The organism is Endozoicomonas sp. GU-1, assembly GCF_027366395.1.
Taxonomy (GTDB): domain Bacteria; phylum Pseudomonadota; class Gammaproteobacteria; order Pseudomonadales; family Endozoicomonadaceae; genus Endozoicomonas.
Map to the genome: position 1 here is coordinate 4,833,372 of NZ_CP114771.1, position 24,884 is coordinate 4,858,255.

Below are 24,884 nucleotides of genomic sequence, written 5' to 3' on the forward strand. Positions count from 1 at the left end.
TACGGGAAGCAGGCAGCGTGATGCGGCACACCGATATGGCTAAATAGCCATATTCCGACTATGATTGTTTGATGTCTGAAAGCAATTTTGAATGGGATCAGGTTAAAAACCTGTCCAATCAGAAAAAGCATGGAGTTTCATTCTATGAAGCTCAGTATGCTTTTTTCGATCAGAACCGGATTATTGCCGAAGATGTCAGCCATAGTAAGGAAGAAAAGCGTTACTATTGTTTTGGTTTGGATAAAGATCAAACGGGTATTCTCACTGTGCGCTTTACCTACAGGGACAATCGAATCAGGATAATAGGTGCGGGCTATTGGAGAAAAGGGAAAAAGCTTTATGAGCAAGCAAATTCAGTACACTGATGAACCGATTGGCGAAGTCAAACTGGTCGCTGATTTCCTGCCATCCCCAAGTGAACTTAAAGTAAAAAACGATAGTACAAAAATTACGATTACTTTGAGTTCTGACAGTATCGAATATTTCAAGTCGGTTGCTGAAGAGCATGGTATGCAATATCAGAAAATGATCCGACAGTTACTTGATGAATATGTTGCTCATCAACGTAAAAATTCTTGATCCACTCCCCTGACGGGTGCTGCCAGCCCTACGGTTAGCAGGTAGCGGTGTTAATGAAAAAACGTGGATTTTCAATATCGCCATCCTGTTCTGGATGATCGCTGCGGAAGTATTGGTGATTAATGCGTCGTCCAAAGCGCAGAATCAGCCATTGAGCTTCGATGTTGTTGAGGCGGTAAGCTCTCAGTAGTTTTTGTCTTTAACTATTTTCATGTACCTTTGCCGCTGGCCATATTTCTGGCTGTAGTTTTGCTGCTCCTGCCCGCCTGGCTGGTGATGGTGTTGGTGCGGCGATTTTTTTGAACCACAAAGACACAAAGGAAAACTCTCTTTGTTTGCAGCGGGGGCGTAGCGGTAACGACCCCCAAACAAAAAAACTTTGTGCCTTTGTGTCTTTGTGGTGAATAGCTTTTAAACATGATTGATATTCATAACCATATTATTCCCGCCATTGATGATGGCCCGGACACCCTGGAGCAATCCCTGGAACTGCTGCGTATAGCCGAAGCCAATGATATCCAGCGGATGGTCTGTACGCCCCATATGCACCCCGGTCGTTACGATAACGATATCAACACCATTGCACCTGCCTTTGATGTGCTGGTTGGGCATGTTCGGCAAGCCGGTATTGGTGTGCAGCTGGCCATGGGGGCAGAGGTTCGCTTTAGCGATGAATTGATGTTTCAGCTGCGGCAGAAGCGTATCCCGATGATCGGCAAGTGGGATGGTTACGACTGCCTGCTGTTGGAAATGCCCCATGCCAATATTCCGGTGGGGATTGAACATATGCTGCTGTGGCTGGATCGACAGCAGGTGCGGGTAGTGATTGCTCACCCGGAACGGAATAAAGAGTTGATGGCTTACCCGGAACGGATCTTTCCGCTGGTAGAACGGGGTGCATTGTTTCAGGTGAACCCCTGATCGGCGAACAGCCCTTTGGCGTGGTACTGGCGGATGACCTGTGCATCAATCCGGATGGCCCCGGCGTGCTGGCGCAAATGGCTCAACTCTACAAACAGTTCCGTTGCTCCATTGTAGCGGTAATGGAAGTGCCGGAAGATCAAGTGCACAAGTACGGCGTGATTGCCGGGCAAACCATTTCCGATGACCTGATCCGTGTGGAAACTATGGTGGAAAAACCCGCCAGGGAAGATGCCCCCAGTAACCTGGCCATTATAGGCCGCTATATCCTGACCCCGGATATTTTTGACCTGATCAGAGACACCCAACCGGGCAAGGGTGGTGAGATCCAGATCACCGATGCCCTTGATGGCACAGGCCCAGCGTGGTTGTGTGCTGGCTTATAAATTCGAGGGCCGACGTTTTGACTGTGGTAGTATTAAAGGTTTTATCGAAGCGACGAACTATTGCTACGATAAACTTTATGCCCGTTGACTCACGAACGGGACTGTTCAATCAGTAATCAATCCGAATTAGCAGGACTTTATGCGCCATATCCACCCTGATTACGACCAGCTTCGAACTGTCGGCAAAAACCTGAACTCTGCACTCTTCAAGGAGTTGACCCGGGACGAATATAAAATAGCCGCCCGACGCCTTGATGCGATCAAAAAAGGTAAAATGAATTTTGAATCTTATGATCAGTTTGATAAATACACCGACTTTTGCATCAACGATTATGTAGACATCAATGGCGAGAACATCGTAAAGCGTTATCAACGCAAGCACCATGGAACCATAAACACCACCGATGCACGGATCCTTGATGCTCTGCTGAGTTCTCAAACCTCACTTTTCCAGATTCTCAGCAGTGATACGGAGTCAGCAACCGTTAAGCTTGAGGATCTGCTCAACGGTGGCGAGTTGACCATCACTGACCGGGGTTTAAGCTCATCGCCTGGCATAAACAGCTTTGTCATATTTTCCCGAATCCTTACCTATGGGGAGGATCTGCACATCACCTCGGGCGCTGCCATGCTTTTTCCCAACCGTTTCCGGGATATGATTCTGCAAGACTATTAGCGATTACTGAAAAAAAGCCCTGTAGGCACCGTGCAGTCCAAACGGTATGCTGCTTTTTATAAGCTGCACAGCAACTATGGTTTCAAGAATAGGATTCGTGGCGATGAAACGACGGTAGCCTGAAAGACCGGGGCCACCAATCGCTTGCAAAAGATAAAGGCATACCAGGCAAATTTATGACCACAACCTATACAACCCCTGAAGCTCCAGCCATCACCAATGAACGGCAGTACATTGAGTGGTTTGTGCAATACAGTGACAAACACCCTGCTGATAGCTATTTTTTCCGCATTGATGTTTATTCTTGCGAATACCACAGAAAATTTAAAACGCTATCGAGACTATCTTCAAGAGACCCTGTACAGTTAACCGTGAAAAGTTGGGCAGGCCGAAGAGACCAATAATTCGGTTATTCCTCTTCACTTGTGTCATTACTCACTGATTGAAAAAAATTGAATGTTTAAACTTAACCGCAACGAACCCTGCGCCTGCGGCAGTGGCAAGAAATACAAGAAGTGCTGTTTTCTGGAGCCTGAAAAGGACTATGAAATTCAGCGGGCGGCCAAAATGGCGAGCAGCCTGGATGAACTGCAGAGCATCATCAGCCAGCCACCACTTCGGTATAAAGTGCAAGTGGAACTGATTGGCCATCCTTACTTCGAATTTGAACACGACGTTATCCGGACTTTCGAGCTGTCCGGCAAAGAGACCCTGTACGATCTGCATCTGAAAATTCAGTATGCCTTCGACTGGGACAATGACCATATGTTCTCGTTCTACACTTCAAACGAATATAGGGACCGGGACAATGAATACTCAGGTTCACCGGATGGTGAGCACCTGGTGTCCAGTTTCGGTTTCAGCCAGCCCACCAAATCCGCATCGGCCACTGAGATTCGGGATCTGGGCTTTGCCGAACAGCAAGAGTTTCTCTATCTCTTCGATTATGGCGATGAGCTGGTGCACCGTATCACGGTGGTTGGTATCAGCGAAGCCGACAGCAACGAGCGGGTGCCTTTTCGGGTTATTTCATCGGTAGGTGAGAATGTGGGGCAGTACTGTGCCTATGAAGAGAAGAGTGATGATGGGTAAGAAATATTCTTAAGGTAGACATTAAGCCCCACCCACAGCGCAAAGGCCTAATCTTGTCCGCCTTGAACAACCATCTCGTGCAGGGTGTTCACGTTTCGCATTATCTCCCCAGAAGCTGAGCAGCTTTTTAATACATGAGACCAGTGACTTTCCTGCATTCATCAAAGATAGAATCAGACTGCCAAACAGCCTCGTCCCGCTTTTCATCACCTTGTGCGTCGAGATTTCCTCAGTGACACCACTGTTGTAGAGGTTCGCCTGCGCAGCGTGAGCAAGATACCTTGTCAACGTCACAACGACGAAAGACATCAGAATCAGGCTAAACACCAACGTGGCAGAGTTAGTGTTAAAACGATGCCACCCTGAATAGGACTTGATCTCTTTGAAGATAAGCTCTATTTGCCACCGCAGACGATAAGCCCGAAGCACTTCACTCAAGGTGAACTCCACCCGGTTCAGGTTGGTCACAATGAAAACCCATTTCTGCCTTTTGTCATTCCAGCGGACATCCAAACGGAATGGCCAGACTTTGAACCCCGGCCATTCTACATCCAGGTCGAGGCATTGATCTTTGGGGAAGCCAGACAGAACTTCCTTCAGTTTCTTGAGCTTCTCTTGAGGATTTTCTGACTCCACAACTATGAAGTTTCCAGTCCTCAAAGAACACCTCGATCAACCACCTCAGCGTGTGAAGCCGGGCCATATCATCATGACGCCAGGAAACATCCGTGGCGGCCAGATAGCGATAGTCGTCCTCTCCCTCATATTTCAAGGCAACAATAAATCGTTTCTGCCCATGGGCTTTGACCTTGAGCCGGGCAGATAGCACCGTCACCTTTTGCTCTTTTCCACCTCGTATAACCAGGTTTTTTTTGACGCCAGGCCCAAGGTAACTGTCAAAATAGGCCTTCAACCAGAAAGACCAGCTCCTGACCGTTGATATACCCATTGGTCTTTTTCTCCTTGATCTTGTGGGTTTTGCCAATCTTTTTGGTCCGCTTGGATCGTGAGCGCCCAGTGTCGTCAATAAGAAGATTTCCCTTTGATAAGCCGTAACGATCAATGATGACCAGAACACTGATGCGTAGCAGTAGATGCCAGACAATTTCGGATCGATAGAACATCCACCATAAGGCGGCTGATGTGTATTGCCCAAGACTTCGACGTTCCATGGTTGCCCAGCAGAGCTTCTGAGTCAGAATCATTGCTGAAATGACAAATGCTAAAAGATAGCGTTGCTTCATAGTCAGTCGCTGAGCATGCGGAGCCTGACGTAAAGCCTGGTCAAGATGATCAATAAATTGGGTAGCGCAGGGAAGAACACGTATAAGCATGGTCATATAAAAGTTGCCAATACATTACTTTGCAACCAAGCTTGGTACAGTAGGCCTCCTGTTGCCAGGATGAAGGCTTTGCGCAGCCGTGAAGCCCGAGTAGCAGCAGTGAGACCTGCTCAAATTTAACTTAATGGTCAGGCAAAAACTTTAGAGTCGAGGAAACGACTGCTTACGATCAAACAGGTAGCTGATGAGCTGGGTATGACCCATCAGGGAATCCGCAATGCGATTTCCAAAGGCATTTTCCAGATACCGACAGTGAAAATAAGCCGAAACAGGATGGTCGAAATTGAGCGGTTGGCAGCGTATATGGATGGGATATCACGAAAGGGGGAGGACGAGTTCAAAAAGTGCCAGCGTAGCAGCAGGGCAAGCTAAATGGCGCACCCGGCAGGATTTGAACCTGCGACCTTTTGCTCCGGAGGCAAACGCGCTATCCAGCTGCGCCACGGGTGCTTAACGGAAGGGGATACTAGCCTATCCCCTTGAGCCTTTCAACTACATCTTTGGTTTTTAGTTCAATGTAACGCTGAAGCGACTCCTAGTGCTGAGTCTCACTTCTTAGATAGCAAAGCCCTTCTCAAAATACCGTGTGGTTCCTTCGTGCCAGTTCATCCGTAACCGGTTTTTTCTGAAGTACTTCAACTCTGTCTTTAATTTCGATCGCCGGGGATGCTTGCTATGCTGGTAAGCCAGTGCCTTAATGATTTATTCAACCCCATCTGGCTCTTCCTTCAGGATATGTCGGTAAGTGCTGAACTTCTCTTTGGACTTCACGCTATTTTCACCGTAAGCCAGGTCAAATGCCTTCTTCAGGTGTTCTGCCGCATGGTAATAATCGACAATTTCTTCTCCCTCAGGCAGGTCTTTGGTGAAGTATGTCCAATCGTCCCGGGCTCCGTCTGCCACTTTGACCAGAGTCAGATCCGGCTTTTGCTGAAGCGCCTTGTCCAGAAGGTTTGAAAGGGATTTTTTCAATGTCGCTTTCTTGCTTTGAGGCATTCTTCCCACCCTGATCGTAGAGAGGCGATCTCCCTGGTCATCATAAAACGACAGTATTTCACAACTTGCCTCCTGACAACCTGCTGGCCCTCGGGTACGTTTACCATCAGCAACACTCTTTTCACGTTTCTCCTGACGCTTGCCGTCTTTCATTGGTAGCATCACACCGTCAAGGGAGGCCGCTACCGTTACCGCGTTAGGTGGTACTGTGAGATTCTCCGCGAGAAGGGTCTCGAAAGGTTCAAGGTGCTGTTCCCATTGTTCGCTGAGTTTTTTTGGAAGACGTGCCAGAGAGCTGGTTGAGGGCATCATATTCCCCATCAGGTCGAGTAAGCTTTTTACGTCTGCGGGTTGTAGCTGGGCAACCAACCATGCTGCTTGCTTCGCAGCCTTTGGTAACCATTTGCATATTCTGGTAAACGTGAACGCTAATTCTGGTAAGCGTGAACACCTCCGCTTACCCAAGCACTGCCCTCCTTTATTTGTAGCCTGAGTGTTCACGACCCTCCAGTTTTGGCTTGATTTTTTCTCATGGACTTTCCCTTGAGTTCCAGCCGGTGAGCGTTATGGATCAACCGGTCCAGAATGGCATCAGCCAGCGTCGCGTCACCGATGCTGTCATGCCACTTCGATACCGGTAGCTGGCTGGTGACGATGGTAGAACTCTGGTTATGTCTGTCATCCATAATCTCCAGCAGGTCATTGCGCTGGCTCTGGGTCAGGGGCTCAAGCCCCCAGTCGTCCAGTATCAGCAGATTAACTTTCGCCAGTTGCTGCAGGAGCTTACTGTAGCTGCCATCACCGTGGGCAATGGTCATAGCTTCCAACAATCGGGAGGTGCGGTAGTAACGCACACTGTAGCCGCGCAGGCAGGCACTATGGCCAAAGGCACAACTCAGCCAGCTTTTGCCGGTACCACAGGGGCCGGTGATCAGCAGGTTCTGGTTTTTGCTTAGCCACTCACCCGGTATCAGTGAGGCCATCTGGGAACGGGTAATCCCCCGGGGCTGCTCATAATCAATGTCCTCCAGGGTGGCGGCCAGTTTGAAGCGGGCTGCTTTCAGTAACCGGGCCAGTCGTTTGTTGTTGCGGTCCGCGTCCTCCTGGTCAATAAGCAGGGCCAGCCGCTCTTCGAAGCTGAGCCCTTCATAGGTGCCGGGTTGTTCGCTCTGCAGGTTCAGGGCATCCGCCATGCCGCCCAGACGCAGGCTGCGAAGGCGAGTCAGGTTTTGATTAATCATGGTCTCGCTCCTCACTGGTAAAAGCTGGCGCCGCGAATGTTTTCATGGCTTCGGGTCACGCGAGCATCGTCGTTGGTTTCTGCCTTGTTCAGCGGGATTTTGTCTAATCCGGACTGGAGGATCGAACGGACATTAGCAACTCGCCGACCACCGGTGTTTCTGGCACGGTGGCAGGCCGCATTCAATCGGTCAGCGCCGTATGCCCGCTCCATGTTGAGCAGCCCGAGACAGGCACGGTAAGCCTGCTCCGGGTGCTCTTTGCTATCGAGCAGTTGCTGAGTAAACCACAGGACGTCGGGGCCCAGCTTTTTCGCCCAGTTCAGGAGTCGTCCCGGTGTCCACTGCTGCTGTTTCTGGTGGCGCTCTGGCATATGCTCTGTGCGGGTGGTAAAGCCGGTTCCCCATTTGCGGGGATGGCTGGCTACCGGCTTCCCCTTGTAGAAGATCTGCACCAGTTGCTGGCCTGCCCGGATTTCCACCTGCTCACGCACCAGCTGATGGGGTACTGAGTAGGAGTGGTTTCCATACTGCACGTGGTAGTCAATATTGACCCGGGCATACTTGAATTCGATGTATTCACATGCCTCCCGGGGTAAGGGCCTGAGCGCTGGTTGATCCAGCTGCTCATACAGCGTACGACGGCAACCGGGTTGCTGCTTGAAAGGTCGGTTGTTGAGGTCTTCCAGCAGGCGTCGTATTTCCTGGTTCAGCTCCGCCAGCGAGAAGAACCTGGTATGACGCAGGCGCATTAATATCCAGCGCTCAACCACCTGAACGCCGACCTCTACCTTCGCCTTGTCTTTTGGCTTGTAAGGCCGTGCAGGCATGATGGAGGTGCAAAAGTGTTCAGCCAGGTGCTGGTAACTCCGGTTGATCTGTGGCTCGTAGCGGCAGGCTTTGGATACTGCACTTCGCAGGTTATCCGGAACCAGCAACTGGGTCACGCCGCCAAAGAACTGAAATGCCCGGGCCTGGGAACAGAGAAAGTCTTGCAGGCCCTGAGTCCAGCTGGCTTCAGCATAGGTGTAACTGGATGCCCCCAGCACGGCAACAAAGATCTGTGCTGGCGCGGTTTCGCCGGTCTCACGGCTGACGATGGGAACAGTCAGGCCCGCATAGTCAATAAACAGTTTTTCGCCGCCCCGGTGCTCCTGGCGCATGGAGCGTTTCTGCTTTTTGCGCCATTCATTGTAGCGGTGGCAGAACTGGGCATAGCTGTAATGGCTGTGGGGGTAGACGTCACAGTATTCCTCCCAGAGCCTCTGCTTGGTCATCCCCTTTTGCTTGAGGGAGCGGTGAATATCAATCCAGTCAGGATCAGTCAGCCCCTGATAGCGACGGTTAATGGCTTCAGGAGTGAGCTGGTTGATCAGTGACGTGTCGTCCATCTCATCTGGCAGTGGCCAGCTCAGGCCGGATTCACTGAACAGGTTCAGGTATTTGGTGATAACACCAGTGCTGATCCTGAGGCTGATTGAGATCTGTCGGATGGTTAACCGGCACTCGAACCGGAGCCGTAAAATGTCCCTGATTTTACGCATTGGTAACCTCGTTTTCATTGCCATGACCGCTGTTCCCTGTGGTTGTGAGTTAAGGGAAGCGGCACAAGTTGAACGAAATCAATGCTTAAGAAAGGGAAATCGTTTTGTTACCGATACGATTCTGGTGTCGTGAACGCGGTTCTGGAAATCAGCTAAAAATGTTCACGATCAGCCAGAATCCATGTTCACGCTTGGCCAGAATTCGTGTTCACGCTTTGCCAGAATGAGTGTTCACGGTTAGCCAGAATATGCACCATTCGCTTTTTTCGCCGAGGCCGGTCTAAATAGCGTTGGCCTTCTTCCTCTGCCTTGCTTTTCTAACTGGTACTGCTCAACCTTGGGCGGCATGGATTCAGTTAGAGATTTGAGTGCCGGGGTTAAATCCTCCGATCTCTTTTCCCGCTAAACAGCACTCTGCTAATGTCTGTTGCAGTGCAACCCTTACCCTTGTTATGGCTTAACAGGAACTCATAGATTTCTTCTGCCAGTCCAGAAACCTGCTCCTGCTCTGCTTCCTGCCTGGCTGTGTTCAACAGATAGCGAATGCTGCCTATTGAGTAATCGAGCCACAGGTAAGCCTGCTGAACGTGTTCAGCCTGCACTGTGTCTGATCTGTCCATCAATGCGAGAATGGCCGACAGCCGCCAGACAAATACACGGTGACGGGAAACCATATTAGTCAACAGTTCAGGCATCGCGTCCTGTGCTGCTTCCCTGCGGTTGGTACTCCCGGGCAATCACGGCCTTGGCTTCTGCCGACATCACCATTTCACGGCGACGATAAGCCTGACAGCCTGCGGGGTGGCGTGTAGCCGTGTTTCTCCTGTAGGTGTGCTGTTGCCAGTCGTTCAATAAAACCGGCTTGTGCTTCCGCAGTCCCCTTAACCTTGCCAGTCCTGCCCACCAATATCCCGTAGAAGTCCAGGCTATGCTTATCGTTGCCGATCCTGATATACCGCTGCTGTCCGATATGGGCGGCGAAATACACGACATAATGTAAAGCTACCGCCATGGGGCGCGCCTCTGTTCCGAGACAGGCAGCATGAATCGCTGATTCAAGGTCAGGGGGGAATGCATTGGCTGGAACCTTGGGCGGTGTGTAAAAGGTAAGCGCCAATTTAACCTGCGTATGTTGCCATTTTAACCGTAAAATGCTTGTGTCAGGGCAACTGGTTTATCCTTGTAGGAGGCTATGTTTCCCTTAAGGGTTGATGAGTCTAAACTGTCGTAAAGCCCTGAAATGGGAGATCCTGTTATGCAGTCCCAACAGTTTCAAGACCTTCTTAATGCATATCACAGCCCTTGCAGGAACTCTTCCATCCAGTCATCGTTGTTGACCAGTTCTGACTCTGTCGCCAATGAATCCAATGTCGCCAACGAATCAAAATCCCATTCCACTATTTCATCAAGCCCAAGCGGGTCTCTTCTCCTTTTCTCGCTGGCTTCATGCCATTCTTTCCGTGTTTCTGAATCCACTGCGTAGCTCATTTTGCAGATAGCCGTGCTTAATTCAACAGAAGTCATTCGGCTTCGGTGGGGTTCCAGCAGTTCAAGTTCTGCATGTCCCAATTCGCGAAAACGATCCAGAGCTTCCATTGCCGCGCCAAAGTTAGATAGCGGCCCTTGAATGCGACGGTTGGCAACCTGGTTCCTTTGAGTTGGTATGCTTGCCCTTGCTGGAAGTCCTTGCTGAGGGATTGACGTTACTACTGGCGTGTTTGCTGCCTCAATCTGTTCCAACTTTGCAACCACCGCTTTCTTAACGAGGTCTGGAACAATGCCGTCTTTATCATCTTTGATAACCGGGCTGAGTGCCGTGCATAAACGGGCGTTTAGCTGGCCGCTGCTGGCATAGTGTTCAAGAGATGACCAGACCGCAGGCTTTAATGGTTTATGGCAATTGATTAGTCTAATAATCAGAGAGGGTGCCACCAGGTGTGGTATTTTTTTCGGCTTGGCTTTCTCGGGCTCTTTGGTTCTCGCTTGCATTTGGGCTAATTTTGCCTCAAGCCTGATCGCATAGGGATCGCGCTTGTCCTGAGGCTTTTTATACCATTGTTCTGTGAACTCGGTTGCCTTGAAAAAGGCGGTTAACTGTTGCAATGTCCAGTTCTTTATAACAAAGCCGGTATCTCTCGGGGTAAACTCTGGATTTTGGAGTACAACCGGATCGCCATCGTCTGGCAAAACGGTTAGTCTTTGATTCTTGAATTGATATTCTGTTTGTTCAAGCTCAATTAACATGGCCGTGATAAAGCGCCACAGGCGTTCCTGGCCCGACATGGCGGGATCACCACCGACCATCACCCCTCTTTTATCATCTGTTGACACTCGGTTTGAAAAGCAGAGATCCGGTATTTTCTCTTGTTCAGGTAGAGCGTGGTTGGTGAGCAGCATTCCTGCCAGCAACCGTTGCTGAATCGTGACATCAGGAGCGGTTTCAGGGGTAGCCTGATAGTCAAGACAGGCATCCATGAATTGCTGCATTTTGTGTGGTCCAAGCACCCGATGTAGCCCGCGCCACTGTGAGATGGTGGGCAAGGTTTTGAATAGCTCATCCATCTTATCCGCGTATTTTGAGCGGTTATCTTCTGATTGTTGCCAGAGAATCTCCAGCATCGTGCGTTTGGATTGCGTGAAGTCAAATCGCTGGCCAAGCTGTTGGCAAAGTGGTTTTAATGCATACCACTGTTCCTGAGTTGGGGCTGGTTTCAGGTTTCTGCACAGTTCAAGGTATTCCTGCATCTCAGATTCAGGGAGTTGCGTTAGTGCAAATTTTGTTAAAGCCAGTGGTGCAGGAATGGCTAATGCCTGAGTGAGTACTCCTTTGCAGCGTGGATTTTCACGATATTTTTCCATCCAGAACTGGATACCAGTTCCTCCATGGATAGCCAATATCGGTAGCAATGATTTCAGCGCAGCACGAACAGCCACTCTGTCATGTCGAGGACTCTTGTGGGCAGCCAGATATTGTTGGAATTCGGCAATTTTCATGCGCCATTTTGCGGGCCCAGAGAAGAACAGAGCCAGTGCTTTCATTTGACTCGATTCTAAAAGATCTTCATCACTATTGTCGTCTCCATGTTCAATGGTACAACCATGCTGTTTAAGACATTGGCGAAGTGTTTTCTCATTTTCAGTCAGTTTTTCTGCTGAGGGCAAACCAAAACTTGCAAATATTCGGCAAGAAAGTTTCAGAATATTCTTATTTTCGTCCGAGGGTAGCCATTGAACGAACGCTTCCACCTTCGCTTTGTCGGGCAAGCCTTTGTCATGACACATGGAGGAAAAGGCCCGCAGCAGTTCCAGGCTGAATTCGCCGTTCACCTTCCAGCACTCCCACGCTTTGAGCGCTTCCACCTTCGCTTTGTCGGGCAAGCCTTTGCCATGACACATAGAGGAAAAGGCCCGCAGCAGTTCCAGGCTGAATTCGCTGTTCACCTTCCAGCACTCCCACGCTTTGAGCGCTTCCACCTTCGCTTTGTCGGGCAAGCCTTTGCCATTACACATGGAGGAAAAGGCCCGCAGCAGTTCCAGGCTGAATTCGCCGTTCACCTTCCAGCACTCCCACGCCAAGAACGCTTCCACCTTCGCTTTGTCGGGCAAGCCTTTGCAATTACACATGGAGGAAAAGGCCCGCAGCAGTTCCAGGCTGAATTCGCCGTTCACCTTCCAGCACTCCCACGCCACGAACGCTTCCACCTTTGCTTTGTCGGGCAAGCCTTTGCCATTACACATGGAGGAAAAGGCCCGCAGCAGTTCCAGGCTGAATTCGCCGTTCACCTTCCAGCACTCCCACGCCACGAACGCTTCCACCTTCGCTTTGTCGGGCAAGCCTTTGCCATGACACATGGAGGAAAAGGCCCGCAGCAGTTCCAGGCTGAATTCGCCGTTCACCTTCCAGCACTCCCACGCTTTGAGCGCTTCCACCTTCGCTTTGTCGGGCAAGCCCCTACTGCTCATCATGGAGGAAAAGGCCCGCAGCAGTTCCAGGCTGAATTCGCCGTTCACCTTCCAGCACTCCCACGCCACGAACGCTTCCACCTTCGCTTTGTCGGGCAAGCCCCTACTGCTCATCATGGAGGAAAAGGCCCGCAGCAGTTCCAGGCTGAATTCGCCGTTCACCTTCCAGCACTCCCACGCCAAGAAAGCTTCCACCTTCGCTTTGTCGGGCAAGCCGTTGCCATTACACATGGAGGAAAAGGCCCGCAGCAGTTCCAGGCTGAATTCGCCGTTCACCTTCCAGCACTCCCACGCTTTGAGCGCTTCCACCTTCGCTTTGTCGGGCAAGCCTTTGCCATTACACATGGAGGCAATCTGTTTCAAGCATGGGTTAGCAGCAACCGCCTGAATGTTTTCCTCGCTTTCTTCTGTAAACTTTTTTATCTGAGTCTTCGACTTGAGCATGCTGGTAAGGCAGCTGGTATTGGTAATCTGCTGGGGATTTACAGCTAAAAAGAACGTGCTGGCCCTGGCAAAATAGCCTTTGAAAGTCTGAGAATCTTTAACAATGCTGAAGTTTTTTAACTTGGAAAAGAGGGAGTGTGCGGGCGGCTTTCCCCTGTCTCGCGCTAACTGGATTTTCCTGTCTTTGAGGTTTTTCAGAAGAGTCCCGGCATTCGTTAATATTGCTTGAATTTCTTGATTATTTAAATGTGTTCGCAGTTCATTTTGCTGGCTTACAGAAAATTCTGAAATTGATGTTCCACTGTTAATTTCTGCAGTGAGCGGTACATCCTTCATTGGTTCAGGCATGACCTGCACCATCGCTGAGGTATGTTCATTGCCAGTTAATAGCCTGTTGTCGCTGACTGTTGGTAGATTTCTTGATATGGAACTGATCACTCCCGGAAGCCTGGAAGCTGGGGCAGCAGGCATGGCCGGTTCGGTCTCCATTGGCTCCGGATTAGTAGGTAGCGAAGTTGCAGAACAGACAATACGCCTGCTGTTGTCAGTAACACGCCTGCGCTTTATGGATGGGATGGGCCCGGATTCAGATTGCAGTTGATGCGGTGGAAATGTTCCAGTGCCCGTTGTTGTCTGTTCCACTTGGTAACCTGACATGGATCGTTTTCTTTCTTGTTTTCGGCTGTTTGCTGGCTGGTGCCTTCCGGCTTCAGTGGATGTTAACGGGGATGCCGTGTCTGCGGTTACTGAGGAGGAAGGTGACTGCATGGTTTCTTTGGGGATTACCTGTTTCCAGTTGGAGAATCGTCTGGGGATGACAACAATAGAACTGACCTGGTCAGCCCGGTAAAGTTCCAGGCAGCCGGTATCAAACAAGGCTGACCTGTTTTGTCAGGCACTCTGGCTGTGAGATGTGTTTATACCAACTCCACCTTCTAAATATGAACTGCGCAGCCATTTTGAACCGCTGGATCTTCGTTGGAATTCCTCGCAATAGCCCTGCTATTACTCGTCATTCCGCCTTGCCCAGCGGTCCAAAATGACTTGCTCGTTATCATATTTAGAAGGTGGAATTGGTATTACACATGAGAAGCTTGCGAGAACCTTGGGGGTCACCTTTAAAGAACGGGTGTCATCCTCTGGAATACGGGTTATAGAAGGTGTTTTTCACCGGCAACGTGTGAATGCATATCACAGCCCTTGCAGGAACTCTTCCATCCAGTCATCGTTGTTGACCAGTTCTGACTCTGTCGCCAATGAATCCAATGTCGCCAATGAATCAAGGCAGCTATGTTGCGTTTAAGGGTTGAAGTGAAGAAATTCTAAAAGGCTCTTTTCGGGTTACAGACTGCTCTGCAATGAAAATTGGCCAAAGGCCTTGATATACAATGCCTTCAGGAAACTGCTGGCTAAATATTGCCAAGCCATGCCACAGGAGGATTGCAGCCTGATTTATGAAATCAGCAGTCTGCAATACGAAAAGAGCCTTTTTGAATTGGATTCGATGCCTTAAATCTTCGATAATCTTTTGATCAATAGAATTGTTGGCATTATGGCAGGTCTGCTTGAGCCGGAGTGCATCGGGCAGCGTCAGTTTATTTGCGATATGTTGAATAACCTCAACTGGCAAGCAGTTGAAATAGCCAGGTTGTAGCTGTTGGTCAGGTGTTGATGCTGCTAATTGCGGGGGAACACTGGGTGATAACCCTGTTTCATTACATGGAGCATCGAATGGCATAAGATAGTTCTTATATTTCCTTCTCTTCCAAGCCTTAATAGAACCTGAGTTTGCGAAAAAGTTCCATCTGCGGGCGAGTGTGTGATGCAATGCAAAACCGGGAAATCCGCACCGGCAACACGCTCTCAGGCTGCCTGATCTTTGAAAAAACGGCGGTATCCAAATGCTGTGAGCCGTCTTGCACTGATAGTCAGAGGTTTCCTTTCGATACATTTGACGCTCTACTAAATGAACTTTTCATCCCCCCTACTGTCAAAAAGAATATAAATTATATTTTTTATTTCTGTTTTTTGTTATCCGGGGGTGCAATACGCACTGAATCAGAAAAAGAGCAACCACCATCATTGCCTATGTTACCAACGACAATTGCAACGAATGTTCCGGCCGCCAACAGTAGCAGACCTCTTGAGGCTGACCATGCCGTTCAGCGTCGGTATTTCAATCGGGATGTCAGCCAAATACTGGGCCTTCCTCCGGTAGTCAACAATACCAGACTGATTGGCATGGAGTATGAGTCCAACAACGTCAGAGTCACAGCTCCTGGCATCGCCCTCAGAAAAGGCACAGTACTTGCGGAAACCCAGGGATGTCACTTTGGCTACCCATTAATGAGTCTGACCATTGATCAAACGGGTGAGGAGCAAATACTGGCAATACTGGAGACGGTGCTGGCACCGCTGTCATCGGAGACGTTGGTCGAATTGCGTTTATGTGAGCTGGTAGAGAAACTGTTTGAGATGCTGGCAACCATCCCCTCAGAGACCGGCATGGCGCTGGAAGAACTGATCCAACAATACAATCGATGGCTGGAAAGCCTTGATGGGTTTGACGAGCGTACCTGTGCCCTTTTGCAATTAGCAGCAGTCCATGAGCCGACCACCCTCAGACACGACCAGGGTATTAACTGTGGGCTGCTGAATCAAGCGGAGGTCAGCACCTCGACCGGCAAAGGACCTCTGACATTAGTCAAGATACCGGATCGGGAGGCCGGCTGGAACTATTACAAACAGACCAGCTTTTTTGTAGAGTTCAAAAATATCAGACAACTTGCGAATATCCCCCAGCAAACGGAACTCTATTCACTGCTTGATGCAGCCGGTTGGTGTGAAGCACAAGAGATCGCTACCGCTCTGTTGAGGGAGTTTGGAATAAAAACTGAACATGAAAATACACTGCCTGTCTTAATGCACTGGTCGTACAACTGTATGAAAATAATTAACTATGGTTTTACGGCCAGAACGCCTGGTGGTCAAAGAGTTACCCGTCATGTGTCTTTGTGCATCAGAGCTGGCCAGCTTCAGGAGGTGTTGCAACTGCTATCAGATGAGACCGTTAACGAGCTGGTCACAAGCATTAATAGAGATCGGGACAACGACCTGTACAAGGTCATAATACTGATATTTCTGGACTATGGTGGCTGGAAAGAATTTCCTGAAAAACGCACCGCCTATGAAAAGTTGGAGCAATGGCTGTTTCACGAAGTCCGGGAACTGTTTAAAATCCTCAAAATAAGGCATCAGCACGGTAAACACCATGTGTATAGCCCTTTTTCATCAACTCCTTATATTGTCACTAGAGATAATGAAAAACTGATATTGCCTGATCCGGGCAAGGCAGCTGGTTACTTGCGAGATTTTGTTCTGTCCAAGCGCAATGACAAATATTATTTCCTCTATGAATTAACAACAATTAAGGAAGCAAGTTATTGCGTTATCGAGTTCAGATTGCATCAGGGCAACTGTGGGGAGTTAAGTGTTTTTGATCTCCCATTCAATAACCCGGAAAGACCCTTTGATCCATTAGACCTCACCGAAAATGAGCAACAGATGATGGATATTCTGTTTGAAAGCACAGTGGTGCAAACCTTGGACGATATTATGTGGCTCCAGAACCTTCGGTCTTTGCTTGAATCTCTACCCGATCTGGGTACTGGACAGATATAAAATTCAAGCTAGCCTCAGGGGCGTTAATTAAAACTCAAATAAAGCTGCAAAATGACAGAAGCCTGTTTGAGTGATCAAAAATCACATCCAGGAGATTGCTGTTCAACCAGCGGAAAAGTCTACTCAATAACTGTTCAACTAAGGAACAGGCCTCACCGACAGGTAAACAAACATAAGTGTATATCTGGCAAGGTAACAAATGATGCAACCAAACCCAATGCACTACCAACAATATCAGACAACTCAGGATCTATACCCGGTATTTCGGGGCGTTGTTGTTGAGCCACAAATTCAACCATATGGACAGGGCAGAATGAAAAGCATGTATGTTTATGCAATAACAGGCCAGTTATTTCTTGAGACAGCGCCACTTGAAAAACCGTGGGCGGACCACTATGCAATATATTGTCAAGCCAGAGGTGAGGCTAACTGTGCAGAACATGCCACCATTCGCCAGGTGGAACTGTCAGCAGAAAAGCTTCCCTACCAGTGTAGTTTGTGTGAACGTAAATCAGCCAGTCTCAAAAGGCCTCAAACTTCATTTACATCGCTACCACAATGAACTGTCTTTTATAGAGCGCAGAAGCATAGTACACAGGGCATTGTGGGGGGCAATGGTATAAAAATCCCTGTGTGGGTTAACGCTTAAGAAAGTTAATGCTAACAATGAGAGTATCGACCCATTCCGGCCTCACTGATCTAATGTATGATTTCTGACTGTTCAGCCGCACAAAATCAAAGCAGAAATATAACCGCACCTTCAGGGGATAGGCTTGAGGAGCAGAACATGGATATTCTTGCCAATATTAACCAGGCAGAATGTAAAGCCAATTGTGGGTTTGTTGCTATGAGGGTCTTTCATTACCTGGAGAATAAAACATTTCAGCCCATTCTTTGTGATGAATTTACTGCACCAGCACCCCTATCAACACTCACTGTCTATGGCAAACTTGATGACATCTACTTTGGAAAAAAAACACTGAAACTGGAGTTATTTGAAGGAGAGCACGATGATCTGATATTTTCATGTGAGCAGAAATTACTTGAGATGAAGCAAAGTGAACACGCCATTGTCAGTTTTTCCTATCAAGTGTCTGGTGAGGAAAAAGGGCATTTTTTCAATATTTACCGGAACAAGTCCACCTACAAAATCATTGACGCTATTAGCGCCATGGCCTTTGATAGATATGCCATTTGCAAGAATTTAAGTGAATACTTTCATATTAAACTACTTCGGGTTGGTGCTGATACATTGACAAAAATACAGCTTATACACTGACCGCATGAATTATATAGTATTACCTAAGCTCATTCTGAAAATGGCTGTATTTTACAGGATTAAGATAGCATTTTGGAGTCACTGTTGAGTGTGCCAGATCTTATGCCGAATGCATCATCACAAGCAGTGATTTGATAAAATCCTTCTTTTTGATTTCATAATCACTCACATACTGATTGGTCGACAGCCAGTTGTTAATTCTGTGCTCGAAACCACTACGGCAAACATGGCCAGCCAATTTTTTTTGAAGAAGTGCCGTAAGCGTGTGCAGGCGTTGTTGTACTTGACGATATTCAGGCAGACAGTCAGGTGTTCCGGGTTTGCCTTCAGAGTGCAGATCGATAAACTGCCTGGCTTTATTCAGGGTAAGCAGAGAGCGAATAAGCAAGCCATAAATACGCTCCTCGATATTTTGGGGGTCGTTAAAAAGAATGGTTCGTTGCAGGTCAAATACCGCCCCTCTTTGTAGTTGCCTGGTCAGCGGATCCAGGTTTTCAGCGAGGTATTCCAGCGTATCGTTCATTAACTTTGTTTCATCAGCAAACGACAAACACAGTACCGGCCTCGCAACACCAGGAACGTGGACGGTCAATGGTGCGGTATTTTCATGGGTTAATCGGGCGTCCACACTGACCTGAAGCCCCATGGTTTTCATACACAGATCCGCGTCCCTGAGATGAATATTGTAGGTTTTTGGTAGTTTAATCTCCGGACACCCCGGGAGTTGCCAGATGGTGATGCTTTTGGGAATGTCTGAGTCTGTGGTGTTCAGTGCCTCTAGCTTTGCAAAGAGTATTCTGGCGGGCTCCTCTGTTGTGCAGATAATGTCAATATCATTAAATAATGAGCAGTGGTCCTGTAAAAATCGCGCATAAGAACCGGTAATCAGAATGGGGGTATTGCTATAAGAAACATTAATTTCCTGAATAATCTCCAGTGTTTTCAATGTTAGCGCATTTAACCGCAGAGCCGGATTTTCCGGTAAATCCGGTCTGCCCGTTGTTGACCATTGCTTAAGAGTTTGCACCCCATTGGTGGTAATGCCCTGAGTGGCGAATGTATGGCCTGTTTCACCCCGGTATTTCTTTGCTCGGCCAGCGTTCTCTATATTAGGAATCAGGTCGGGGAGGTTATCTCTATGCCGGTGTCCGTTGATATTTACACAATGGGCTTCGTAGCTGTATTGTTCAAACCAGAAGCCTAGATCATGGCGCAGTTTGCTTCCTTCCGGAAAACTATGCAGACAGCCAAGCACCTGATCCTTATGGACTTTCAGTCCAGCAATAGACTGCCTCGTGATATAGCAGTGTGCCAGGAAGAAGAAATGTACGCGTGAATTATGAAATGAGTTCCTCAGTTTTTTGATGGATTGCAACACCTGTTCTGCTGACACTTCCTGATGAGCGATAGTCAATTCATTCTGCATAGCCATGAATTTCAGGATACATTGCAGCCGATGTTGCTCATCTTTGAGCGATACGTTGTTTAATAGTTGCCAGGCTGTTTGAATGATATCCTGAGCTTCGCTGGTTTCATCATATCCCTGAGATTGGTTCAGCCTTTGAATCAGATACATCACTTGTCGTGAAGAATGATCGCCAGGTACTTCATTAAATGCTTCTAACACTTTCTGGTTATCCAGATAGTTGCCATTCAACTCTCTGGCATGCAGTGCCAGTAGAGAATAGAAAATAGCTCTTTCAAGCAACCAGCCACCGCGTTCATAATCCTTGACCACTGCTTCCGGTGTGACCTGCTGGCCATTCAATGGCAGCCCCTTCAGGCAACATTCTTCTTTGAAACGTGCGATCTCAAGTGTCGCTTTGACCGTCTGAAAATTCTGATACACCTCATCCGGGGTAACCAGCTGGCCATTCAGTACCAGTTTCCTCAGGCAGCATTCCTGCTTAAAGCGCGCTATTCCCAGCCTGCCTTCTGAACTATTCGGGAAAGCCTTAACCACAGCATCCGCTGTCACCTGCTGGCCATTCAGTACCAGTCTCTTCAGGCAGCATTCCTGCATAAAGCGCGCTATTCCGAGCCTGCCTTCTGTCGTATCCGGGAAAGCCTTAATCACTGCTTCCGGTGTCGCCTTCTGGCCATTTAACGCCAGGCCTCTCAAGCAACACTCTTCCTGAAAGCGTGCTATTCCCAGTTTGCCTTCCGGGCTATCCGGGAAATCCTTAACCACCGAATCGGGTCTGACCTGCTGGCCATTCACCAGCAGTCCTCTCAGACAACATTGTGCCCTGAAGATTGCTCTGCCCAATGAGCCTTCGAGACTGTCCGGGAAAACCGTGATCACCGCATCCGGTGCAACCTGCTGGCCGTTTAACTCCAGGCCCCTCAGGCAGCATTCCGCTTTGAACCGGGCGAGCTCCAGAGTTGCGCCGATTGCCTGATAATCCCTGACCACCTCTTCCGGTGTTATCTGCTGGCCGTTCAAGAACAGGCCCCTCAGGCAACATTCCGCTTTGAAACGGGACTGCTCCAGTGTGGTTCCGGCTTTCTGAAAATCTTCAACCACCTCCTCCGGTGTGACCTTCTGGCCATTCAACGCCAGGCCTCTCAGGCAACATTCTTCCTTAAAACGTACCAGCACCAATGTTGCATTGGCTACCTGACAATCCTTAACCACCGTATCCGGTGAGACCTGCTGGCCACTCAACGACAAGCCCTTCAGGCAACAATCCGCTTTGAAGCGTGCCAGCTCCAGGTAGGCTCCGGCTGACTGATATTCCCTGACTACCGTAGCTGGTGTGACTCGCTGGCCATTGAGTGGCAGCCCTCTGATGCAGCATTGTTCAATAAAGCGACCCAGCTCAAGTGTTGCCTTGGTGGCCTGATAACCCTTAACTACCGTATCCGGTGTGACCTGTTGGTCATTCAATAACTTGCCCATCAGGCAGCATTGTTCCTTAAACCGGGCCAACCCCAACCTACCTTCTGGACTATCCGGGAAGTGCTCAACCACAGCGTCCGTTGTGACCAGCTGGTCATTCAACAGCAATCCCCTGAGACAACATTCTGCCTTAAAGCGCGCCAGCTCCAGAGCTGCCTTGACTGCCTTAAAATCATTAATCACCGTATCCGGTGAGACCTGTCGTCCATTTAACAACAGGCCCCTCAGGCAACATTCTGCTTTGAAACGAATTATCGCTAATTTGCATTTCTTGTCTCCATCTGGTTTCCGGTTGAATTCCTGAATGACCTGGTCCGGGGACACTTTTCTATTGCCGTGTAGAATGTTCTGTAGGCAGAGCTTTTGCAGAAAGAAGCCACCTCTGAGAGACGTTCTATCATTTCTATAGGTGCCAAGCACAGCGGCCGAGGAGATTTGACGTCCCTTTAATGGGTTTTTATCCCAAAAGGCGTCCTCAACACGTTTGCCTACATCCAGGATGGGGGTTCTGCCTCTATAAGACGGATGGTTTGAGACTCTTTTACCGTTAAATGTACTTCTTGAGTGACCAGGAGTCCCCCTTGAACCCGCTTGCTGGGCAACATGGCCAGCAGGCTTTGGGCGGGAGTAGGTTGATGCGTTTGCTTTCAGAATAAAACCCTGTCTGGACAGTTCATGTTTAGAAGGTGAATTCGGTACAAATATTCCTTCAGCCAGTCGAATTAACAGTGGCAAGAGGCAGCACTGATGATAATTCTGCTCTTTTGGCCTTAGCTGCCAACTCTCCTTTCTCCCTGGCCAATGTTTCGCTGAAGCCTTTTCTTATGGCAGAGGTATAGGCGTTTGATCTGGCATTTCTGATGGCTCTGTATGCCTTGGCTTTATCGGATGTTTCGTATTTGGCCAGGTACGCTTTGCGTTTAGTGTTAAAAATTCATCTGGAAAACCCTGTAAATTGGCATAAAAAAGATCGTGGTCCAGGTTCAGATTAAATGTTTCCATAAGAATTATTGAACTATTGAATTACAGCCACAGACCACTGATTCGTATAAAAGTTCCTCCTTTCAGCATTAGTCGTTGACTCGATGAAACTGACACCGATGCAGCTGGTGTAAAAAACATGCCTTGAAACGCCCTGTTTGCCACTCTCCAAAGTGGCCATTAAGTAGTTGGCCAATGGAATCGTATATTTCTGGTTTAGCGGGCAGTTACTATGCAAGGTAGTACCGGTTCTATCACTCGCTGCCCGGAGCAGCGACTGCTGATGTGCTGTAGAGTTCCATTCTGTACCTGAAATTCCCTAGGAGTACGCTACGACTACTCACTGCTGTCAGGGTCATGGAGGCATGAATTATTTCAAGATAAGGTAATCACTGATGAGTTTTCTGACGAGAGTCTGTATGATAGGGACCGTTAAAAGTGATATTAGTTTTTTTATGAAAAGATTTGATGTTCCGAGCGTAGTCTCTCTGCATATCCTTCATAAACAAAAATAAAACTTCTAGCTAAACGGCTTTGCCCGCAAAGTCACCCTATAGTGTTTGAATATCAGGATATGAGTATGTCTACCTCTACAGGAACCGTTAAGTGGTTTAATGACGAGAAAGGTTTCGGTTTTATCAGCCAGGAAAACGGTGGACCTGACGTGTTTGCCCACTTCCGTCAGATTGCTACCGAAGGCTTCAAAACCCTGACTGAAGGCCAGCGCGTTGAGTTTCGTGTTACTCAGGGCCAGAAAGGTCTGCAGGCTGAAGATATCCGTCCTCTGTAAAACTCAGTTTTCATTTGGGCGATCCATAAAAAAGGCAGTGCTTTACGGCACTGCCTTTTTATTGCTCGCCATAACGGAGGCGGGAAGAGCCGGTTATGCCCCTTCTGATTCAGTTACTTGCTCAACATTCGTCTGGCGTCGCTCAAAATGACCTGTTCTTCAGTACTCGCCTTATGATTGGTACGGTTTGTTGATAAATTACGCTTTTATGGCGGGGCTGAATCCGTCATTATAGTGCTCCCGCTGGCTCAGGCTGGTTTGGTGTTGGTTTTCAAGGGCGTCTCAGGGGAGTGGTGGCACAGCTTATTACTTTCCCGGGATGCTGAGTGTTATTTGGGCAAGGCAGTCGATGACAGCAGAAGACAGTAATATTTCTGACCAGGGTATCCAGAAGCAGGAACAGCAGTTGGCCTCTGAACAGGATGTTTCCGGTTCCCCTATGAATCAAGCGCTTCCGGAAGAGGCCAGGAAAATTCTTGAGAGGCTGCATAACCGGCCTGAAAGTGATGTTATGAACTCTGAGGCGCTGCGTCTGGTTCGAGTTATCTGGCCCGGTGCTTTCAATGTTTCGGATCCAAGGCCCCTTAAGATTGGTATTCACAAGGAGATGGCTGAGGCAAACCTGCTGCCTGCACACATTATTCCGGTTGCATTGCGGTTTTTTACGTCCATGGAACGCTATCTTGAGAAGATAAAGCCCGGTGCTACCCGGATTAACCTTCAGGGGCAGGCGGCAGGTCGGGTGAAACTTCGCGAAGCAGTGGATGCAGAAATCAAGCTGTATACCCAGAGCAGTGATTTTGTCATAACACGGGATCGGGTCATTATTAAGAAGATTCGTTTATTGTCCGTGAATAAACAGACTTGAACGGATGCCAGCAGGCCGGTCTGGTTATTTTTTAATCAATCTGTCCGGATGGCCTGAATTGACAGGTGTTTGTGAACTATCCCGAATGTTGACACAAGTTTATCCACAACAGCTGTGGATAAACTATATGAGCCAGTCAGCGGGCAATAATCATCAGATAGCGCAGTTGCTCCCGGTGAAGCATCCAGCGAATAAACCAGACTTGCAATCGCAGTCTGATCCACATCTTCGAGCGTGTGAACGCAGAAAGGCTCTGGTAGTGTTGGCCAAACCAGAAACAGAAACCGGAAAGGACATCATCGGTAATATCCACAATCTCAACCTGCGCAAACCCATGCTGGTTAAGCAGGTTTTCGTAGGTCTCTTTGACGGGCATATCTTCAACCAGGAGTCCTGATATGCGACCAAGCTTGTTTACCAGGCGCTGTTCCCGGCGGTCCTGAAATGGCCGGGCCAGCACCATATCGGTAAACGCCAGAGTGCCTCCCGGCCTTAGCGCTTTCCTGGCATGGCTGAAAAAATGAGAGCGGGACTCCAGATGGTAAACGCAGTCCAGGCCGATTAACTTGTTGCAGCTCTTCTCTGGCCGTTCTGCCAGCGACTTGTCCCCCCCCCCCGCACCAGTTTAAGCGTATTGAAATGCCCGCAATGCTCCAGCGCCTGGGCCATCTGTTGCTCATCACTGGCGATTGCCGTCAGGTGCTGAACCTGGTAATAATCCAGCCAGACCAGCAACTGATCATGGCTGGTGAAAGCGACATCAAGGACTTCATCCTGACTGGACAGACAGGCTTTGTCGGCCAGTAACCCCGCCATTTCCGAGCAGGCCTGCCGGTATTGGGACGTGTCTCTCCAGTAACCCAGCAAGCGCCAGCCGGAGGAGGGCTGTAACGGGTTATTCAATAGCCACTGATCAACCTTCAACTCGCGCTCGCGGCTTGACGATGGCCACCAGATACGTATCAACAGTGCCAGACCCTGAGCCATCAGGCCTGACATAAACAGCCACGTCAGGAGCACTCCGAGAAGAAATGAAAGAATTGGCATAAGCTGACTTTTAGTTTTATCCATGCTTTTTAATTGAGTACGGATAATAGAGAGATCATTGTGCTTTTGCCAGAGTTGCAGTTTTGCCAGAAGCCCAGGCTGTTTTTTGGGTATTCGATGACAAATTTTATGGTACTGAAAAATCGGGTTTTCA

25 protein-coding genes, 1 tRNA gene and 2 pseudogenes are annotated in these 24,884 nt (G+C 48.8%); 15 read left to right on the forward strand and 13 right to left on the reverse strand.

The genetic code is table 11. The features are described 5' to 3' along the window. Positions 1-71 precede the first annotated feature (71 nt). From O3276_RS20130 to O3276_RS20165, 8 genes and pseudogenes are all read left to right on the forward strand, one after another. Positions 72-365, forward strand: a complete 294-nt coding sequence (locus O3276_RS20130; protein ID WP_269672917.1) for a BrnT family toxin — start codon at positions 72-74, stop codon at positions 363-365. After that, positions 340-579, forward strand: coding sequence for a BrnA antitoxin family protein (locus O3276_RS20135; RefSeq protein WP_101748562.1), 240 nt, complete (start codon positions 340-342; stop codon positions 577-579). The genes O3276_RS20130 and O3276_RS20135 overlap by 26 nt, the downstream gene beginning before the upstream one ends. Positions 580-595: 16 nt before the next feature. Continuing rightward, positions 596-769: a hypothetical protein gene (locus O3276_RS20140; protein ID WP_269672918.1), complete on the forward strand. Its 174-nt coding sequence runs from the start codon at positions 596-598 to the stop codon at positions 767-769. Positions 770-996: 227 nt separating this feature from the next. Then, positions 997-1,500: a tyrosine-protein phosphatase gene (locus O3276_RS20145; RefSeq protein WP_269672919.1), complete on the forward strand. Its 504-nt coding sequence runs from the start codon at positions 997-999 to the stop codon at positions 1,498-1,500. Next, positions 1,479-1,974, forward strand: a pseudogene (locus O3276_RS20150) (UTP--glucose-1-phosphate uridylyltransferase); the annotation flags it as partial. The gene O3276_RS20145 and the pseudogene O3276_RS20150, both read left to right, overlap by 22 nt. Positions 1,975-2,025: 51 nt before the next feature. Beyond that, positions 2,026-2,562, forward strand: a complete 537-nt coding sequence (locus O3276_RS20155) for a DUF7986 domain-containing protein (protein WP_269672920.1) — start codon at positions 2,026-2,028, stop codon at positions 2,560-2,562. Between the two features lie 176 nt (positions 2,563-2,738). Continuing rightward, positions 2,739-2,966 (forward strand): hypothetical protein, encoded by a 228-nt coding sequence (locus tag O3276_RS20160; RefSeq protein WP_269672921.1) that lies wholly within the window; start codon positions 2,739-2,741, stop codon positions 2,964-2,966. A gap of 52 nt (positions 2,967-3,018) precedes the next feature. Beyond that, positions 3,019-3,654 carry an IS1096 element passenger TnpR family protein gene (locus O3276_RS20165; protein WP_269672922.1) on the forward strand — a complete coding sequence of 212 codons (636 nt, stop codon included), beginning with the start codon at positions 3,019-3,021 and terminating at the stop codon, positions 3,652-3,654. Positions 3,655-3,675: 21 nt separating this feature from the next. On the opposite strand, the gene O3276_RS20170 is transcribed toward O3276_RS20165, so the two are convergent. After that, positions 3,676-4,290, reverse strand: coding sequence for a transposase (locus O3276_RS20170; RefSeq protein ID WP_269672923.1), 615 nt, complete (start codon positions 4,288-4,290; stop codon positions 3,676-3,678). 4 nt (positions 4,291-4,294) lie between these two features. On the opposite strand from O3276_RS20170, the gene O3276_RS20175 reads away from it, so the two are divergent. Next, the gene (locus O3276_RS20175) at positions 4,295-4,480 is read left to right on the forward strand and encodes a hypothetical protein (protein WP_269672924.1); all 186 of its coding nucleotides are present in this window, start codon (positions 4,295-4,297) and stop codon (positions 4,478-4,480) included. Between the two features lie 70 nt (positions 4,481-4,550). On the opposite strand, the gene O3276_RS20180 is transcribed toward O3276_RS20175, so the two are convergent. The 8 genes from O3276_RS20180 to O3276_RS20215 form a co-directional block, all read right to left on the reverse strand. Then, positions 4,551-4,994, reverse strand: coding sequence for a hypothetical protein (locus O3276_RS20180; RefSeq protein WP_269672925.1), 444 nt, complete (start codon positions 4,992-4,994; stop codon positions 4,551-4,553). A 376-nt stretch (positions 4,995-5,370) separates the two neighbouring features. Continuing rightward, a tRNA-Arg gene (locus O3276_RS20185) sits at positions 5,371-5,447 on the reverse strand. A 252-nt stretch (positions 5,448-5,699) separates the two neighbouring features. Further along, positions 5,700-6,305 carry a hypothetical protein gene (locus tag O3276_RS20190; protein ID WP_269672926.1) on the reverse strand — a complete coding sequence of 202 codons (606 nt, stop codon included), beginning with the start codon at positions 6,303-6,305 and terminating at the stop codon, positions 5,700-5,702. Between the two features lie 185 nt (positions 6,306-6,490). Next, on the reverse strand, positions 6,491-7,234 hold the full coding sequence (gene istB, locus O3276_RS20195) for an IS21-like element helper ATPase IstB (RefSeq protein ID WP_269672927.1): 744 nt from the start codon (positions 7,232-7,234) through the stop codon (positions 6,491-6,493). 11 nt (positions 7,235-7,245) lie between these two features. Further along, the gene (istA, locus tag O3276_RS20200; protein WP_442876607.1) at positions 7,246-8,775 is read right to left on the reverse strand and encodes an IS21 family transposase; all 1,530 of its coding nucleotides are present in this window, start codon (positions 8,773-8,775) and stop codon (positions 7,246-7,248) included. Between the two features lie 377 nt (positions 8,776-9,152). Next, the gene (locus tag O3276_RS20205; protein ID WP_269672928.1) at positions 9,153-9,470 is read right to left on the reverse strand and encodes a hypothetical protein; all 318 of its coding nucleotides are present in this window, start codon (positions 9,468-9,470) and stop codon (positions 9,153-9,155) included. Beyond that, complete coding sequence (locus O3276_RS20210; protein WP_269672929.1) at positions 9,463-9,627, reverse strand: hypothetical protein; 165 nt, start codon at positions 9,625-9,627, stop codon at positions 9,463-9,465. Before O3276_RS20210 ends, O3276_RS20205 begins: the two co-directional genes overlap by 8 nt. 441 nt (positions 9,628-10,068) lie before the next feature. Next, positions 10,069-14,058 carry a hypothetical protein gene (locus tag O3276_RS20215; RefSeq protein WP_269672930.1) on the reverse strand — a complete coding sequence of 1,330 codons (3,990 nt, stop codon included), beginning with the start codon at positions 14,056-14,058 and terminating at the stop codon, positions 10,069-10,071. A 202-nt stretch (positions 14,059-14,260) separates the two neighbouring features. Between O3276_RS20215 and O3276_RS20220 the strand changes: the two are divergent. Beyond that, a pseudogene (locus O3276_RS20220) lies at positions 14,261-14,377 on the forward strand (IS1595-like element ISEnu2 family transposase); the annotation flags it as partial. A gap of 93 nt (positions 14,378-14,470) precedes the next feature. On the opposite strand, the gene O3276_RS20225 reads toward O3276_RS20220, so the two are convergent. Beyond that, the gene (locus O3276_RS20225) at positions 14,471-14,920 is read right to left on the reverse strand and encodes an F-box protein (RefSeq protein WP_269672931.1); all 450 of its coding nucleotides are present in this window, start codon (positions 14,918-14,920) and stop codon (positions 14,471-14,473) included. A gap of 350 nt (positions 14,921-15,270) precedes the next feature. Here O3276_RS20225 and O3276_RS20230 point away from each other — a divergent pair, with 350 nt between their 5' ends. The 3 genes from O3276_RS20230 to O3276_RS20240 all read left to right on the forward strand — a co-directional run bounded on the left by O3276_RS20230 (position 15,271) and on the right by O3276_RS20240 (position 18,142). Further along, positions 15,271-16,863, forward strand: coding sequence for a hypothetical protein (locus O3276_RS20230; protein ID WP_269672932.1), 1,593 nt, complete (start codon positions 15,271-15,273; stop codon positions 16,861-16,863). A gap of 199 nt (positions 16,864-17,062) precedes the next feature. Then, complete coding sequence (locus tag O3276_RS20235; RefSeq protein ID WP_269672933.1) at positions 17,063-17,425, forward strand: hypothetical protein; 363 nt, start codon at positions 17,063-17,065, stop codon at positions 17,423-17,425. A gap of 225 nt (positions 17,426-17,650) precedes the next feature. Next, entirely contained in the window at positions 17,651-18,142 is a 492-nt protein-coding gene (locus O3276_RS20240; protein ID WP_269672934.1) for a hypothetical protein, read from the forward strand. A 100-nt stretch (positions 18,143-18,242) separates the two neighbouring features. On the opposite strand, the gene O3276_RS20245 is transcribed toward O3276_RS20240, so the two are convergent. After that, the gene (locus O3276_RS20245; RefSeq protein WP_269672936.1) at positions 18,243-21,779 is read right to left on the reverse strand and encodes a nuclear transport factor 2-like family protein; all 3,537 of its coding nucleotides are present in this window, start codon (positions 21,777-21,779) and stop codon (positions 18,243-18,245) included. Between the two features lie 826 nt (positions 21,780-22,605). Here O3276_RS20245 and cspE point away from each other — a divergent pair. Next, the gene (gene cspE, locus O3276_RS20250; protein ID WP_101748687.1) at positions 22,606-22,815 is read left to right on the forward strand and encodes a transcription antiterminator/RNA stability regulator CspE; all 210 of its coding nucleotides are present in this window, start codon (positions 22,606-22,608) and stop codon (positions 22,813-22,815) included. A gap of 349 nt (positions 22,816-23,164) precedes the next feature. Beyond that, the gene (locus O3276_RS20255; protein WP_269672937.1) at positions 23,165-23,683 is read left to right on the forward strand and encodes a ProQ/FINO family protein; all 519 of its coding nucleotides are present in this window, start codon (positions 23,165-23,167) and stop codon (positions 23,681-23,683) included. Positions 23,684-23,819: 136 nt separating this feature from the next. On the opposite strand, the gene O3276_RS20260 is transcribed toward O3276_RS20255, so the two are convergent. Both O3276_RS20260 and O3276_RS20265 read right to left on the reverse strand, forming a co-directional pair. Beyond that, positions 23,820-24,146, reverse strand: a complete 327-nt coding sequence (locus tag O3276_RS20260; protein WP_269672938.1) for a hypothetical protein — start codon at positions 24,144-24,146, stop codon at positions 23,820-23,822. Between the two features lie 98 nt (positions 24,147-24,244). Then, the gene (locus O3276_RS20265; RefSeq protein ID WP_269672939.1) at positions 24,245-24,682 is read right to left on the reverse strand and encodes a hypothetical protein; all 438 of its coding nucleotides are present in this window, start codon (positions 24,680-24,682) and stop codon (positions 24,245-24,247) included. Positions 24,683-24,884: the final 202 nt, after the last annotated feature.

Bases quoted from the DNA above. Each gene is read 5' to 3' on its own strand.
- O3276_RS20160 (WP_269672921.1), top strand. From the start codon at position 2,739: ATGACCACAACCTATACAACCCCTGAAGCTCCAGCCATCACCAATGAA.
- cspE (WP_101748687.1), top strand. From the start codon at position 22,606: ATGTCTACCTCTACAGGAACCGTTAAGTGGTTTAATGACGAGAAAGGT.
- istA (WP_442876607.1), bottom strand. From the start codon at position 8,775: ATGCGTAAAATCAGGGACATTTTACGGCTCCGGTTCGAGTGCCGGTTA.
- istB (WP_269672927.1), bottom strand. From the start codon at position 7,234: ATGATTAATCAAAACCTGACTCGCCTTCGCAGCCTGCGTCTGGGCGGC.
- O3276_RS20225 (WP_269672931.1), bottom strand. From the start codon at position 14,920: ATGCCATTCGATGCTCCATGTAATGAAACAGGGTTATCACCCAGTGTT.
- O3276_RS20135 (WP_101748562.1), top strand. From the start codon at position 340: ATGAGCAAGCAAATTCAGTACACTGATGAACCGATTGGCGAAGTCAAA.
- O3276_RS20155 (WP_269672920.1), top strand. From the start codon at position 2,026: ATGCGCCATATCCACCCTGATTACGACCAGCTTCGAACTGTCGGCAAA.
- O3276_RS20260 (WP_269672938.1), bottom strand. From the start codon at position 24,146: ATGGTGCTGGCCCGGCCATTTCAGGACCGCCGGGAACAGCGCCTGGTA.
- O3276_RS20230 (WP_269672932.1), top strand. From the start codon at position 15,271: ATGTTACCAACGACAATTGCAACGAATGTTCCGGCCGCCAACAGTAGC.
- O3276_RS20145 (WP_269672919.1), top strand. From the start codon at position 997: ATGATTGATATTCATAACCATATTATTCCCGCCATTGATGATGGCCCG.
- O3276_RS20165 (WP_269672922.1), top strand. From the start codon at position 3,019: ATGTTTAAACTTAACCGCAACGAACCCTGCGCCTGCGGCAGTGGCAAG.
- O3276_RS20190 (WP_269672926.1), bottom strand. From the start codon at position 6,305: ATGATGCCCTCAACCAGCTCTCTGGCACGTCTTCCAAAAAAACTCAGC.
- O3276_RS20240 (WP_269672934.1), top strand. From the start codon at position 17,651: ATGGATATTCTTGCCAATATTAACCAGGCAGAATGTAAAGCCAATTGT.
- O3276_RS20265 (WP_269672939.1), bottom strand. From the start codon at position 24,682: ATGTCAGGCCTGATGGCTCAGGGTCTGGCACTGTTGATACGTATCTGG.
- O3276_RS20175 (WP_269672924.1), top strand. From the start codon at position 4,295: ATGAAGTTTCCAGTCCTCAAAGAACACCTCGATCAACCACCTCAGCGT.
- O3276_RS20205 (WP_269672928.1), bottom strand. From the start codon at position 9,470: ATGCCTGAACTGTTGACTAATATGGTTTCCCGTCACCGTGTATTTGTC.
- O3276_RS20130 (WP_269672917.1), top strand. From the start codon at position 72: ATGTCTGAAAGCAATTTTGAATGGGATCAGGTTAAAAACCTGTCCAAT.
- O3276_RS20255 (WP_269672937.1), top strand. From the start codon at position 23,165: ATGACAGCAGAAGACAGTAATATTTCTGACCAGGGTATCCAGAAGCAG.
- O3276_RS20180 (WP_269672925.1), bottom strand. From the start codon at position 4,994: ATGACCATGCTTATACGTGTTCTTCCCTGCGCTACCCAATTTATTGAT.
- O3276_RS20235 (WP_269672933.1), top strand. From the start codon at position 17,063: ATGATGCAACCAAACCCAATGCACTACCAACAATATCAGACAACTCAG.